Source organism: Streptomyces sp. DSM 110735 (genome assembly GCF_016482685.1).
In the GTDB taxonomy this organism is placed as follows: Bacteria; Actinomycetota; Actinomycetes; order Streptomycetales; family Streptomycetaceae; genus Streptomyces.
Map to the genome: position 1 here is coordinate 101,558 of NZ_JACYHF010000002.1, position 13,786 is coordinate 115,343.

Genomic DNA, 13,786 nt, shown 5'->3' on the forward strand with positions numbered 1-13,786 from the left:
GGGATGCCCGCTTACCGCCGTATGTACGAGGATCGCCACATGCGTCACCAGCCCGCCCCCACCTCCTCCGTCCGTCACCCTTTCCCCGCCGCCGCCCGGACGGCCGCTCTCGTGGTGGCCGTCCTCGCCGCCTGCTGTGCCGTCCTGATGTCGCTGGTGGCGGTCGAATGGGGGCCACTTGCCGAGGCGGACGGTGCGGTGTCCCGGACCACGCACCGCTGGGCGGTCCACGATCGCGCGGTCACCTCCGGGATACGGGTCGTGTCGGACTGGGTGCTCGACCCGCTGACCATGCGTCTGCTGTGCGCGGTCGTCGCGCTGTGGCTGCTGTGGCGCAGGGCTGCCTGGCGGACGGCGCTGTGGCTGATGGTGACCTGCGGGGTGGCGGTGGTGGTGCAGCAGTCGGTGAAGGCGACCGTCGGCAGACCGCGTCCGGTGTGGCCGGACCCGGTGGACTCCGCGCGCTTCGCGGCTTTTCCCTCCGGTCACGCGATGACGGCCACCGTGGTCTGCGGGCTGCTGTTGTGGCTGCTCCATCGCGGGGGCGTGCGCGGGGCGTTGTGGTGGTCGGCGGTCGCGGTGGGGCTCGTCGCGGTGGTGGGGGTGGGCGTGACCCGGGTGTGGCTCGGGGTGCACTGGCCCTCGGACGTGCTGGGCGGCTGGCTGTTCGGGGCGCTGGTGGTGGCGGTCGCGGTCGTGGTGTACAAGTGGCCGGCGTCCGGCGTACGGGGGCGCCGGCCCGGGTAGATTCGCGCGCATGAACGCCGTCCTGTTCGACTTCTCCGGCACCCTGTTCCGCGTCGAGTCGGCCGAGTCGTGGCTGCGGGCCGGGCTCGCGGCGACCGGCGCCCGGCTCGACGAGACCGAACTTGCCGCCACGGCACAGCGGTTGGAGGAGGTCGGGGCGCTCCCGGGCGGCGCGGAGCCACTGCGTGTGCCGGACGGACTGGCGGAGCTGTGGGCGAACCGCGACCAGAGCGCGGAGTCCCACCGGGCCGCCTACACCGGCCTCTCCCGGCTCGTCCCGCTGCCCGACCCGGGGCTGCACGACGTGCTCTACGACCGGCACATGACACCGGCGGCGTGGACGCCGTACCCGGACGCGGCGGACGTGCTGTGCGAGCTGCGCAAGCGGGGGACGGCGATCGGGGTGGTCAGCAACATCGGCTGGGACCCGCGCCCGGTGTTCCGCGCGCACGGGCTCGACGCGTACGTGGACACCTATGTGCTGTCGTACGAGCACGGGATCAAGAAGCCGGACCCGCGGCTGTTCGCCCTGGCCTGCGCGCGGCTGGGCGTCGACCCGCGCGGGGCGCTGATGGTCGGGGACAGCCGACCGGCGGACGGCGGGGCGGCGGCGCTCGGGTGCCGGGTGCACTTCGTGGACCATCTGCCGGTGGACCGGCGTCCGGACGCGCTGCTGCCGGTGCTGGAGCTGAGTGGCTGAGAGCACCGGAGGCGGGGTCGCGGACGGATACCGCGAAACGGCTCACCGGTGTGCCGACCGCCTGAGACGATCCCCCGCGTCGCCCCAGACGGACGGCACCCCTGAACAGGCCCCGCGCGGAGCGGTGCCTGGTCCGACGAGTATAGTTGGCCGCCAGCCAGTCAACGCAGGAGTTCGACGATGTCCCCGCGCAGCGCCTCGGTCAACGAAGAGCTGCGCCGCCGTTCCCGGGAGCGTCTGCTGCAGGCGGCGGTGGAGCTGGTCGGGGAACGCGGCTACGACGCGACCACCCTCGGAGACATCGCGGACCGCGCCGGTTCGGCGCGCGGACTGGTGTCGTACTACTTCCCCGGAAAGCGCCAGCTCGTCCAGTCCGCCGTGCACCGGCTGATGCACCGCACGCTGGAGGAGGCGCTGGAGCGGGAGCCGCGCACCGAGGACGGGCGCGAGCGACTGGCCCGCGCGGTCGACGCGATCCTCGGTCTGGCCCGGGACCGGCCCGTGCTCATGCGCCAGCACATGGCGGGGCTGCTCCAGGCCGAGGGCTTCGTGCAGTGCCCGGAACAGCGGCGCCTGTCGGAGCTGCTCGGCGACACGGTCGCCCGGTACGGCTCGGCGGACGTCCCCGTCGACTACCCCATGCTGCGGGCGCTGCTGATGGGCGCGGTGTACGCGGCGCTCGTGCCCGGGGTGCCGATGCCGGTGCCGGTGCTGCGCGCGGAGCTGTTCGAGCGGTACGGGCTCGACTGGGAGCTGGGGGTGCCGCCGGAGAGCGCGGCGGGCGAGACGGAGCAGGATCTGTCACGGTTCTTCGCGACCGGGGAGCGACCGGAGCCGCCGGAGGCGTGAGCCGGGACCGCCGGACGCGTGAGCCGGAGCCGCCGGACGCGTGAAACGCGTGGGCGGACACCGCCCCGCCGGCCCGCCAGCCCCTGCCGCCACGGTCGGCCGGTGCCATGCTGGAGCCGTCAGGGCACTCTCCCGATGCCCTCGGGGTGAGGAGGCCGCTGTGCTGCGTGTCGCCGTCGTCGGCTCCGGACCGAGCGGGTGCTACACCGCGCAGAACCTGGTCCAGCAGCACCCGGACGTGCGGGTGGACGTGCTGGACCGGCTACCCGCGCCGTTCGGGCTGGTCAGGTACGGCGTCGCCCCGGACCACGAGAAGATCAAGTCGCTCCAGGACAGTCTGCGGACCGTGCTGGAACACGACCGGGTGCGCTTCCTCGGCGGGGTCGAGGTCGGCGGTCCGCAGGGCGTCGCGCCGGAGCGGCTGCGGGAGATGTACCACGCGGTCGTGTACTGCGTGGGCGCCGCCACCGGACGCCGTCTGGGCATCCCGGGCGAGGATCTGCCGGGAAGCTGGGCGGCGACGGACTTCGTGTCCTGGTACAGCGCCCACCCGGACGCGGCGACCCTCGGGGCGCTGGACGACGTGCGCTCGGCGGTGGTGATCGGCGCGGGCAACGTGGCGCTGGACGTGACCCGGATGCTGGTGCGGGGCGCGCCGGAGCTGCACGGCACGGACATGCCGCAGGCGCCCCTGGACGCGCTGGCCGCGAGCGGCATCCGCGAGGTGCACATGGCGGCGCGGCGCGGACCCACCCAGGCGCGGTTCACCACGAAGGAGCTGCGCGAGCTGGGGCAGGTGCCCGGTACGCAAGTCCACGTGGATCCGGCCGAGTTGGCACTCGACCCGGCGTTCGCGGAGCTGTCCGCGCTGCCCTCCGCGCAGCGGCGCAACGCGGAGGTGCTGCGCGACTGGGCGGCTCTCCCGGGGCCGGGGGCGGAGCGGGACATCTGGATGCGGTTCTTCCTGCGACCCGTCGAACTCCTGGAGGAGCACGGCCGGGTGGGCGGTGTGCGCTTCGAGCGGACGGCGCCGGACGGGCGGGGCGGTGTCGTCGGGACGGGTCAATTCGAGGATGTGCCCGCGCAGTTGGTGCTGCGCTCGGTGGGGTATCGCGGAGTGCCGCCCGGGGGGCTGCCGTTCGACCCGGTGAGCGGGACCGTGCCGCATCTGGAGGGGCGGGTGCTGCGGGACGGGGTGCCGTCGCCCGGTGAGTACGTCGCCGGGTGGATCAAGCGCGGTCCGACCGGGGTGATCGGCAGCAACCGGTCCTGCGCCAAGGAGACGGTGACCTCGCTGCTCGCCGACGCGCCCGTGCTCGCCGCCCGTGAGGTGGCGGACGAACCGCTCGCGGCGCTGCGGGAGTCGGGGATCGAGCCGGTGCCCTGGCCGGGCTGGCTGGCCATCGAGCGGGCCGAGGCGGAGCTGGGGGCGCGCCTCGGGCGGAAGGTGGTCAAACTGGCGGACTGGGACGAGCTGTTGGCTGCCGCGCGGTCCCTGCAGGCGACGGACGCGGGGTAGTCGGCATCCCTGCGGCTCCGGCGGGGCAGGACACACGGCGGCAACACCGCGGACATCAACAATCTGTTCAAGGCGCTTAGCGTCGCCTGCAGTTCGGATGCCGCTCCCCCACCGCCGCTCTGGAGTACCCATGGCAGAGACCGCAGTTGTCCATCCCGTCGACGAGATACCCCCGGTGCGCGCTCTCGCGGCCTTCGGTCTTCAGCATGTGCTCGCGATGTACGCGGGCGCGGTGGCGGTGCCGTTGATCGTGGGCGGCGCGATGCGGCTGTCCGCCGCCGACCTGGCGTATCTGATCACCGCCGATCTGCTGGTGTGCGGGGTGGCGACGCTGATCCAGTGCGTCGGCTTCTGGCGGTTCGGCGTACGGCTGCCGATCATGCAGGGGTGCACGTTCGCGGCGGTCTCGCCGATGGTGCTGATCGGGACGACGGGCGGCGGACTGCCCGCGATCTACGGCGCGGTGATCGTCGCGGGGCTTGCGATCATGCTGCTCGCGCCGGTGTTCGGCAGGCTGCTGCGCTTCTTCCCGCCGCTGGTCACCGGCACGGTGATCCTGATCATCGGGGTCTCGCTGCTGCCGGTCGCGGGCAACTGGGCGGCGGGCGGAGCGGGCGCGAAGGACTTCGGGGCGCCCAGGAATCTGGCGCTCGCGGCGTTCGTGCTGGTGGTGGTGGTCGGGGTGCAGCGGTTCGCCCCGGCGTTCCTCTCCCGGATCGCCGTGCTGACCGGCATCGTGGTGGGACTCGCGGTGGCCGTGCCGTTCGGCTTCACGGACTTCGGCGGGGTCGGGGACGCGGACTGGGTGGGGATCAGCACCCCGTTCCACTTCGGGGCGCCCGAGTTCCGGGTGTCCGCGATCGTCTCCATGCTGGTGGTGGCGCTGGTGACGATGACGGAGACCACGGGCGACCTGATCGCGGTGGGCGAGTTGACGGGTCGTCGGGTCCAGTCGCGCTCGCTGGCCGACGGGCTGCGCGCGGACGGTCTGTCGACCGTGCTCGGCGGGGTGTTCAACACGTTCCCGTACACGGCGTACGCGCAGAACGTCGGTCTGGTCGGGATGACCCGGGTGCGCAGCCGCTGGGTGGTCGCCGCGGCCGGGGCGCTCCTCGTGCTGCTCGGTCTGCTGCCCAAGCTGGGCGCGCTGGTGGCGGCGGTCCCGGCGCCGGTGCTCGGCGGGGCGGGGCTCGTGATGTTCGGGACGGTCGCGGCGAGCGGGCTGCGGACGCTGGCCCGGGTCGGCTTCGAGGACAACCACAATCTGACGGTCGTCGCGGTCTCGGTGGCGGTCGGGATGCTGCCGGTGGGGGTGCCGGGCGTGTACGCGAAGTTCCCGGACTGGTTCCAGACGGTGATGAACAGCGGGATCAGCGCGGGCTGTCTGACCGCGATCGCGCTCAACCTGCTGTTCAACCACCTGCGGTCGCGGCGGAACGGGAGCGGCGAACCCGCCGCACCGGCCGAAGGCTCCGAGGCGCCGGTGCGCGAGGCCACGGCATAGCGGCAGGGCGGGCGGGGCGGCGGGGCTCAGACCGCTGCCTCCTCCTTCGGCAGCAGCCGTACGACCGCCGCCTCCAGGCGCGGCAGGGTCCGCTGGCCCGCCACCGCGAGGAGGATCGCCAGCGCCACGCCGGTCCAGGCGACGGGTCCGAGCGGGGTGCAGCCGACGAGGTTGCTGACGCCGGGGGTCTGGATGACGGCGACGAGGACGGCGGCCGAGCCGAGGGCGGTGAACCGGACGAGGGTGCTGTCGCGGCGGTCGAGGAGGGTCTGCACCAACTGGGTGCCGACCACGCCGCACAGCGCCATGGTGCTGGAGCGGCGGGCGGTGCCGGGGGTGAGGCGGCCGAACAGCCAGGCGGCGGTCGCGCCGAGCGCGGTGGTGAGCGCGCGGTAGCGGATCTGCCGGATCAGGGGCGCGCCGAGGACGCCGCCCGCCGCGTCCTCCGGGGTGGTGGCCCACTCGTCCGCCGCCGCGTCGTCGGCGGTCTTCGGGGTGACGGCGACCGCCATCGCCGGGAACAGGTCGGTGAACAGGTTGACCAGCAGCATCTGGCGGGTGGACAGCGGGGCGGTGCCGGAGACCAGGGTGCCGAGGATGCCGAAGCCGACCTCGCCCGCGTTGCCGCCGATGAGGATGGCGATGGCGTCGGCGACGCTGTGCCACAGCGAGCGTCCCTCGCCGATGGCGTCGATCAGGACGGTCAGGTCGTCGTCGGTGAGCACGATGTCGGCGGCGTTGCGGGCGGCGGCCGAGCCCCGGGCGCTGATGCCGACGCCGATGTCGGCGGCGCGGATCGCGGCGGCGTCGTTGGCGCCGTCCCCGACCATGCCGACCACCCGGCCGGCGTCCCGCAGCGCCTCCACGACCTGGAGTTTCTGCTCGGGCGCCACCCGGGCGACCACTCCGGCGTCGCGGAGCATCCGGGCGCGGGTCCTGCGGTCGGCGGCGGCCAGTTCGTCCCCGGTGACGACCTCGGTGCCCTCGGGCCAGCCCAGGTCGCGCGCGATGGCGCGGGCGGTCTGCGGGTGGTCGCCGGTGAGCATGACCGGGCGTACGCCCTCCTCGTAGAGTCCGCGCACCAAGGCCCGGGAGGTCTCGCGGGGTACGTCGGAGAGGGCGAGGAGACCGTTGAACTCCAGGGCGTGCAGCGGGTCTTCGAGGACCTCGGTCTCGTCCTCGCCGTCGGCGAGGGGGCGGGCGGCCACCGCGAGGACGCGCAGTCCGTCCCCGGCCAGCTCGTGCGCGGTGGCGAAGGCGGGGTCGGGGGTGCCCTCGCAGGCGGGCAGGACGGTCTCGGGGGCGCCCTTGACCACGAGGAGCCGGGGTCCGTCGCCCTCGCGGCCGACGGCGGCGGCGTAGCCCCGGGCTGCCTCGAAGGACAGCCCGCCGAGCTGGGTCCACCCGTGGTCGGGTCCGGCGGCGTCGAGGACCGCCTCGTCGGTGGCGTGGACGGGGCGCCCGGAGCCGCCGTTCACGCGGGGGCAGGCGCGGGCGGCGCGCAGCAGGGTGCGCGCGGGACCGGGGTCGTCCACGGCGCCGACCGTGCCTTCGGCGTCGGAGACCCGGACCAGACGGAGCCGGTTCTCGGTGAGGGTGCCGGTCTTGTCGAAGCAGAAGGTGTCGACGCGGCCGAGCGCCTCCAGGGTGCGCGGCGTGCGCACGAGGACGCCGTCGCGACTGAGCCGCCGGGCGGCGGCGAGCTGGGCGACGGTGGCGACGAGCGGCAGCCCCTCGGGCACGGCGGCCACGGCGACGGCCACGCCTCCGCTGACCGCCTCGCGCACCGGGGTGCCGCGCAGCAGCGCGAGTCCGGTGACGGCGGCGCCGCCCGCGAGCGTCAACGGCAGTGCCTTGCGGGTGAGTTCCTGCAGGCGCCCCTGCACTCCGGCGGCCGGGGGCGTGCGTCCGGCGAGGTGGACGGCGCGGGCTGCCTCGGTGCGCTCCCCGGTGTCGACCACGACGGCGTGCGCGGTGCCCGCCACCACGGTCGTGCCCTCGAAGACCATGCAGCGCCGTTCGGCGACGGGGGCGTGCGGGGTGGGGTCGGGGTCCTTCTGCACGGGCAGGGACTCGCCGGTGAGGGCGGACTCGTCCACCTCCAGGCCGTCCTCCCACAGCAGCCGGGCGTCGGCGGGCACCACGTCGTCGCCCTTCAGCTCGATCACGTCGCCGGGGCGCAGCTTGCCCGCGTCGACGGTGACGGTGCCGCCTGCCGGTGCCTCCTCCGGCGGGGGTGCCACGCGGGCCTTGCGCTGCTGTTCCGCCTGGAGTCCGGACAGGGCCCGTTCGGCGCGCAGCCGCTGGACTCCGCCGACGAGCGCGTTCAGGTCGAGGGCGCCGACGACGAGGAGGGCGTCCACGACCGAGCCGAGGATGGCGGAGGCGGCGGAGCCGACGGCGAGGACCGGGGTGAGCGGGTCGTCCAGTTCGCCGCGTACCGCCTGGCCGAGCTGCCAGCTCCAGCGGGCGGGGACGAGGGCGGGGTGCCGTACCGCGTGCCGGACGGTGCCGCGGACCGCGGCGAAGGCGCGCTCCAGGGCGGTGGGCGGCGCGTCGGCGGTGCGGTCTAGGCGCTCCATGGCCTCGTCGGGGCCGAGTTCGTGCCAGCGGACCCGGGCGCGGGGGCGCGGGGTGCGGGCGGAGGCGACGCCGAGGGCGGCCCAGATTCCGGCGAACAGCGCGGTGAGCGCCCCGGTGTCGACCGGCGCGTGCCGCAGTCCGGGCAGCAGCGAGCGGCGCCTGCCGCCGTCGTGACCGTCCCCGATGGCCACGAGGAGTCCGGAGAGCGCGGCGCCGGAGCGGGCGAGGACCTGTCCGCGTCTGCTGACGTCGCGGGCGGCGGGGATCGCGGTCAGCAGCCGCCACACGTCGGGCAGTCCGTGCGGGGCGAGGATGTCGGCGTCCCAGACCACGGCGCCGCCGTGGTCGGTGAGCACCACCGCGATGTCGCTGCCGCGCAGTCCGGCCAGCACCTCGCGCTCCTCGGCGGTGCGCGGGCGGGCGACGGTGATGACGATGTCCTCCCGGCCGTGGGCCGCTTCGACGTCGTCCTGCGCGCCCGCGTCGGCGCGCAGCGCGTACACCACGTCGTCCAGCGGGCGCCGGGCGTCCACGACCTGGTCGGCGAGTCCGGCGAAGTCCTCCAGGGCGGGGTCGTCGACCAGGACGACGCGGAGTCCGGCGCGGCGGGCGGCGTCGAGGACCGCCTCCGTCCACGGGTCGGCGAGTCCCTCGCCGGTGCGCAGCGCGCTCGGGTGGAGGACGAGGGTGCCCGCGGTCTCTAGCTGTCTGAGCCGCTCGGGGTCGCGGACGAGCACGCCGTCGCGGGCGAGGGAGGTGCCGAACACGGCGTGGAAGGCGGCGGGCGCGTAGCGGGCTGCCTTGGGCGAACCGGCGAGCACGGCCTCGGCGGCGGAGGAGGTGTCGTGCTTGACCAGGAAGGCGGCCACCGCGCCGAGCAGGCTGCCGACCGAGGCGTGGGCGGCGTACGCCTGCGTCGGGGACTCGCGCAGGGACGGGCGCGGGGTGTCGTCGGTGGTGACGCTGACCCGGTCGGGGGCGCAGAGCTGGTCGTGGACCGTGTCGAAGGCGGCGGCGCGGGCCACGGTCTCGGCGAGCTGGCAGCCGCGCAGGGTGCCGTCGAGCACCAGCGAGGTGGGGGTCTGCCCGGCGGCGTGGACGGTGGCGTTCGCGGTGGCCAGCAGGAGGTCCATGCGGGTGGCGCCGATGCGGGCGCGCAGCAGGGCGCGGAAGCGGGGGTTCTCGCGCAGCAGGGTGACCAGGGCGGTGAGCGCGCGGGGCGTGGGGGGCGTGCGCAGCAGGAACGTGGTGACGGCGACGGAGATGCCGAGGAGGTCGATGCCGAGGGTGGTCGCGGCGGCGCGCACTCCGGCGGGGTCGGCGGGGTGGGTGTTCTCCTCGGGGTCGCCGCCCGCCACGAGCAGTCCCTCGCGCTCGGCGAGGTCGGCCGTGTGGTCCACGACCCGGTCGAGCATGTCGTCCTCGGTGACGGTGACGACGAGCCGCGCCAGCCCCTCGTCCCAGTAGGCGAAGACCACGTCTGGCCGCTCCGCCAGGGCGACGGCGATCCGGCGGGCCAGGTGCGCGGTGCCGCCCTCGTGGCGTACGCGCTCCGGGTGGGCGGCGCGCAGCGGGAGGTGGACGCGGGCGCCCGAGCGCCAGTGGGCGGGGGCGCCGGGCAGCGCGGAGCGCACGACCCGGGTCACCCGGGCGGTCGTGTCGGCGGCCCGCACGCCCGCGCGGGCGGTGCCGACCGCCGCGCCCGCCGCCATTCCGACGGCGGGCGCGGCGGCTCCGGCGAGAAGTCCGGGTACGGCGGGCAGCCGTCGGACGGCGGTGAGCGGCGACGTCAGCAGCTTGAGCACCATTGCGGCGCCGTCAGAGGCTGGTGCGTTCGGGGCGGGCGGTGGGCCCGAGGGGACCGGTGGTGCCCTTGGCGTGGGCGCCGGTACGGGCTGGATTCGCCGGGTTCGCCTTGACGGGGCCGGGGGGTTCCTGGTGGTGCGGCTCCGGTTCGGTGCCGGATGCCTCGGTGCCGGAGCGGAGGGCGGCGGTGCCGAGGTCGTGGGGGGCGTCCGGGTCCACGTCGGCGGCGGCGTCTGCCTTCCCCGCCGTCTCCTCCGTCAGGGGGGCGCCGTTCGCGGGGTGCGCCGGGCGGGGCTGGGTCAGCCAGGCGACGGCAGCGCCGGTGAGCGCGACCGGCCACTCCACGACTCCGGTGACCCCCAGCACGCCCGCCCCGGTGTACACGAGCACCCGACGTCCGCGCGGGGAGACCGCACCGACCTTGTCCAGCGTCTCCTGTGCCGCCTTGCCGACCATGGCGGCACCGGGCACTTTGCTCAGGACGGAGGCGGCGCCGCGCAGGGGCGCGGTGAGGACCGACGAGGACTTCCGCTCAGCCATGACTCTCCTCGGGTGCGTTCGCCTGCCGTGCCCCACGAGCACGCACACGCTGTCCACCCCCTCATCCCAGGGAACGCCAGGGCATGGCTCGCCGCCACTCGGCGGGGGCGGGCGGGCTACCCGGCGACCGCCCCCCTCTCCCGGCGGAACCGCTCGGCGGCAGCGCCCGCTCAGCCCGCCCCCGGCAGCCCCACCGATCCCGCAAGCTCCCGCTGGTACTCCGCGTAGCCGCCCCGCAGCCGCTCCCCCGGCCAGTCCGGGGGCAGCAGTGCGGGCGGGAGCACCGGGTCGGTCAGCAGATGGCGGACGACCGCCGCGTACGCGGCAAGGCGGGTGGCCGGGGTCCCGGCTTCCGCCGCCCGGGTCAGCAGGGTGTCGGCGGTCCTCGCCCAGGCGGGCAGCGGCCACAGGCGGGCGACCAGGCGCGACGCGGGTTCGTCGGGGCGCCCCTGGTACGTCAGGGCGACGCGGTGCAGTTCCGTCGGCAGGGACCGCTCCAGGTTGTCCGGGCGGAGCCAGACGCCCTCGCGGAGTTCGGCCAGGCGGAGTTCCCCGAGGCGGGAGCGGAGGTCGGCGCGGGCGGCGGGGTCGCGGCCGGTGGCCGTGATGACCAGCATCTCCCAGTCGCCGTCCCAGGTCCGGGTCAGCGGGTGCAGCGCCTCGTCCTGGCGCCGCTGGCGGGCGAGGAGGCGGTCGCTGAGGCCGTACACCGCGTCCGTGCGGCGCAGATCGCCCGCCGCGACCATCCGGCTCAGCGCGGCGCGCAGGGTGGAACCGCCCACGCCGAACGGTTCGACCAGCCGGAGGAGGTCCTTCACGGGCAGTCGGGGCGGGTGCGCGCCGAGGAGCACGCTCAGGACGACCGACCGCGCGGACAGGGGGCGCGGTGCGGGGGCGGTCCCGTCCGGCGGATCTTTCAGGGGCATGGGCACGTACTGTACGGGCGGATCACTGTTGCACTATTGCTGCGACCGTACGAAGAGTGCAACATGACGGTATGGACCCGATGCCCGCACAGCCGCCGCTCCCGTCGTCCGCCACCCACGACGTCACCAACCAGCCCCCGCCGCTCGCCCCCTACGACGCCTCCGACGACCGTGCCCTCCTGGAGGGACTGCGCCGCGAGGGCGCGCAGTGGGCCGAGGGGGACATCCGGCGCCTCGGCGTGCGCGCGGGCGGCGCTCAGGCGCAGGAGTGGGGCGAGCTGGCCAACCGGCACGAGCCGGAGCTGCGCACCCACGACCGCTACGGCAACCGCGTGGACGAGGTGGACTTCCACCCGAGCTGGCACCGGTTGATGGGCGCCGCCGTCGAGGAGGGCCTGGCCGGTGCCCCGTGGGCGGACGAGCGGGTCGGCGCGCACGTGGCGCGGACGGCGGGCGGTCTGGTCTGGGGGCACACGGAGGCGGGCCACGGCTGCCCCACGTCGATGACGTACGCCGCCGTACCCGCCCTGCGCGCCGAGCCGGACCTCGCCAAGGTCTACGAGCCGCTGCTGACCAGCCGGGTGTACGAGCCCGGGCTGCGCGTGCCCACCGAGAAGGGCGGGCTGCTCGCCGGGATGGGCATGACCGAGAAGCAGGGCGGCTCGGACGTGCGCACCAACACCACCGTGGCCACGCCGACCGGCGAACCCGGGGTGTACACCCTGCGCGGGCACAAGTGGTTCACCTCGGCGCCGATGTGCGACGTCTTCCTGGTGCTGGCGCAGGCGCCGGGCGGGCTGTCCTGCTTCCTGGTGCCCCGCGTGCTGCCGGACGGCACCCGCAACACCTTCCGCATCCAGCGTCTGAAGGACAAGCTCGGCAACCGCTCCAACGCGTCCTCCGAGCCGGAGTTCGACCGTACGGTGGCGTGGCTGGTGGGTCCGGAGGGGCGCGGGGTGAAGACCATCATCGAGATGGTCAACTGCACCCGGCTCGACTGTGTGATGTCCTCGGCGACGCTCATGCGCAAGACGCTCGTCGAGGCGGGTCATCACGCCCGGTACCGCAGTGCGTTCGGCGCCCGGCTGCTCGACCAGCCGCTGATGCGGAACGTCCTGGCGGACCTGGCGCTCGAGTCGGAGGCGGCGACGACGCTCACCCTGCGGCTCGCCGGGGCGGCGGACCGGGCGGTGCGCGGGGACGCCGGGGAGCGCGCCTTCCGCCGGATCGCCACGGCCGTCGGCAAGTACTGGGTGACCAAGCGGGGTCCGGCGTTCACCGCCGAGGCGCTGGAGTGCCTGGGCGGCAACGGGTACGTGGAGGACTCCGGGATGCCCCGGCACTACCGGGAGGCGCCGCTGCTGTCGATCTGGGAGGGCTCGGGGAACGTCAACGCGCTCGACGTGCTGCGGGCGCTGGTCCGTGAGCCGGAGAGCGCCGAGGCGCTGTTCGCCGAACTCGCCCTGGCCCGGGGCGCGGACGCCCGCCTGGACGCGACGGTGACCGACCTCAAGCGGCAGCTCGCCGAAGCCGACCAGGTCACCGCGCGCCGTCTGGTCGAGCGCATGGCCCTCGCCCTCCAGGCAGCCCTGCTGGTCCGCCACGCCCCGCCCGCCGTCGCGGACGCCTTCTGCGCGAGCCGTCTGGCCGGGGACTGGGGGCACGCCTTCGGCACGCTCCCTGCGGGGACGGACCTGGACACGATCCTGGAGCGGGCGCTGCCGGAACGGGGCTGAGGTGGGGCGAGCCCTCCAGGGAGCCGGGGCGGAACTGGCCCTCTACGGCTCTACGACGTCACCCCGTCGTATGCCCCCACCGCGGTCCGAGTCTGGCCCACTCCGCGTCCCAGTGGGCCAGGCGCCGACGCTCCAGTGAGGTGCGGACGACGCGTCCGCAGATGAAGGGGACCGCGCCCGCCGCCGTACCCACGAGGGTGCCGAGGAGACCGGCGCGGAAGGTGGCTTCGGCGGCGGTGGCCGGGCGGGTGACGAGGTGACCCCGCGGGTCGGTCCAGACGCGGACCGGCGTACCGGCCGGGCTGCCGGGCGCGACCCGGACCTGGCCGGTGTGGGCGGAGCCGTCCGCGACGGTCCAGCGGACCTGGGTCCACACCCGCTCCCCGTCGGACTTCGGCTTCTGCCCGGCGGACTCGCCGGGGACGCGGGAGACGACGCGGGCGACGGCCTGATGCCAGGTGGCGCGGTCGCGGGCGAGCCCGCTGTCCACCGACCGGGCCGCCGCGAGTCCGGCCAGCACCCCGGCGAGCACCGTCAGCGCCCAGGCGCCGAGCACCACCCACGCCTCCACCACGTCGACCCGGCGCCTGAGCGGGTTGCGCCGCCAGCGCCAGAACCACACCTGCGGACCACGGAACGCCATCAAGGGCATCCTCCTCACCGAGCGCGCCGACCGGCCGTACCGTCCTCCCATACGGGCGGCTCCGTCCTGTTGCTCAGGACAGTCCGCCTTCCCGACGGTCGCACGACGGACACCTCGCGCGCAGCCACATCCGGCAGACCGCCCGGAGGACCCCGGTCCCCGGTCGGACCAACCCCCGCCGACCTGCGCGGACTTGGACGGGCGGAGAGCCAGGTCACCGACCGACTGGCCGA

General features: G+C 75.1%; 10 protein-coding genes. 6 read left to right on the forward strand and 4 right to left on the reverse strand.

All coding sequences use genetic code 11. The features are described from left to right. The first annotated feature begins 39 nt into the window (after positions 1 to 39). The 5 genes from IF655_RS03310 to IF655_RS03330 all read left to right on the forward strand — a co-directional run bounded on the left by IF655_RS03310 (position 40) and on the right by IF655_RS03330 (position 5,319). Positions 40 to 747: a phosphatase PAP2 family protein gene (locus IF655_RS03310; RefSeq protein WP_374100162.1), complete on the forward strand. Its 708-nt coding sequence runs from the start codon at positions 40 to 42 to the stop codon at positions 745 to 747. Between the two features lie 10 nt (positions 748 to 757). Continuing rightward, positions 758 to 1,447, forward strand: coding sequence for an HAD family hydrolase (locus IF655_RS03315; RefSeq protein WP_199581966.1), 690 nt, complete (start codon positions 758 to 760; stop codon positions 1,445 to 1,447). Positions 1,448 to 1,627: 180 nt separating this feature from the next. Beyond that, positions 1,628 to 2,296: a TetR/AcrR family transcriptional regulator gene (locus IF655_RS03320; protein WP_199581967.1), complete on the forward strand. Its 669-nt coding sequence runs from the start codon at positions 1,628 to 1,630 to the stop codon at positions 2,294 to 2,296. Positions 2,297 to 2,456: 160 nt separating this feature from the next. Further along, entirely contained in the window at positions 2,457 to 3,815 is a 1,359-nt protein-coding gene (locus IF655_RS03325) for an FAD-dependent oxidoreductase (RefSeq protein WP_199581968.1), read from the forward strand. A gap of 130 nt (positions 3,816 to 3,945) precedes the next feature. Beyond that, complete coding sequence (locus tag IF655_RS03330) at positions 3,946 to 5,319, forward strand: nucleobase:cation symporter-2 family protein (protein ID WP_199581969.1); 1,374 nt, start codon at positions 3,946 to 3,948, stop codon at positions 5,317 to 5,319. Positions 5,320 to 5,345: 26 nt separating this feature from the next. On the opposite strand, the gene IF655_RS03335 is transcribed toward IF655_RS03330, so the two are convergent. The 3 genes from IF655_RS03335 to IF655_RS03345 form a co-directional block, all read right to left on the reverse strand. Further along, positions 5,346 to 9,710, reverse strand: a complete 4,365-nt coding sequence (locus IF655_RS03335) for a cation-translocating P-type ATPase (protein ID WP_199581970.1) — start codon at positions 9,708 to 9,710, stop codon at positions 5,346 to 5,348. 10 nt (positions 9,711 to 9,720) lie between these two features. Beyond that, entirely contained in the window at positions 9,721 to 10,248 is a 528-nt protein-coding gene (locus IF655_RS03340) for a hypothetical protein (protein ID WP_199581971.1), read from the reverse strand. A gap of 170 nt (positions 10,249 to 10,418) precedes the next feature. Beyond that, positions 10,419 to 11,174 carry a PaaX family transcriptional regulator C-terminal domain-containing protein gene (locus tag IF655_RS03345; RefSeq protein WP_199581972.1) on the reverse strand — a complete coding sequence of 252 codons (756 nt, stop codon included), beginning with the start codon at positions 11,172 to 11,174 and terminating at the stop codon, positions 10,419 to 10,421. A 71-nt stretch (positions 11,175 to 11,245) separates the two neighbouring features. Here IF655_RS03345 and IF655_RS03350 point away from each other — a divergent pair, with 71 nt between their 5' ends. Continuing rightward, on the forward strand, positions 11,246 to 12,910 hold the full coding sequence (locus tag IF655_RS03350) for an acyl-CoA dehydrogenase family protein (RefSeq protein WP_199581973.1): 1,665 nt from the start codon (positions 11,246 to 11,248) through the stop codon (positions 12,908 to 12,910). Between the two features lie 58 nt (positions 12,911 to 12,968). Here IF655_RS03350 and IF655_RS03355 read toward each other — a convergent pair whose 3' ends face one another. After that, positions 12,969 to 13,553: a hypothetical protein gene (locus tag IF655_RS03355; RefSeq protein ID WP_199581974.1), complete on the reverse strand. Its 585-nt coding sequence runs from the start codon at positions 13,551 to 13,553 to the stop codon at positions 12,969 to 12,971. Between the last annotated feature and the right edge of the window lie 233 nt (positions 13,554 to 13,786).

Coding starts and splice junctions, on each gene's coding strand:
- IF655_RS03310 (WP_374100162.1), top strand. CDS start 40: ATGCGTCACCAGCCCGCCCCCACCTCCTCCGTCCGTCACCCTTTCCCC.
- IF655_RS03315 (WP_199581966.1), top strand. CDS start 758: ATGAACGCCGTCCTGTTCGACTTCTCCGGCACCCTGTTCCGCGTCGAG.
- IF655_RS03320 (WP_199581967.1), top strand. CDS start 1,628: ATGTCCCCGCGCAGCGCCTCGGTCAACGAAGAGCTGCGCCGCCGTTCC.
- IF655_RS03330 (WP_199581969.1), top strand. CDS start 3,946: ATGGCAGAGACCGCAGTTGTCCATCCCGTCGACGAGATACCCCCGGTG.
- IF655_RS03335 (WP_199581970.1), bottom strand. CDS start 9,710: ATGGTGCTCAAGCTGCTGACGTCGCCGCTCACCGCCGTCCGACGGCTG.
- IF655_RS03340 (WP_199581971.1), bottom strand. CDS start 10,248: ATGGCTGAGCGGAAGTCCTCGTCGGTCCTCACCGCGCCCCTGCGCGGC.
- IF655_RS03345 (WP_199581972.1), bottom strand. CDS start 11,174: ATGCCCCTGAAAGATCCGCCGGACGGGACCGCCCCCGCACCGCGCCCC.
- IF655_RS03350 (WP_199581973.1), top strand. CDS start 11,246: ATGGACCCGATGCCCGCACAGCCGCCGCTCCCGTCGTCCGCCACCCAC.
- IF655_RS03355 (WP_199581974.1), bottom strand. CDS start 13,553: ATGGCGTTCCGTGGTCCGCAGGTGTGGTTCTGGCGCTGGCGGCGCAAC.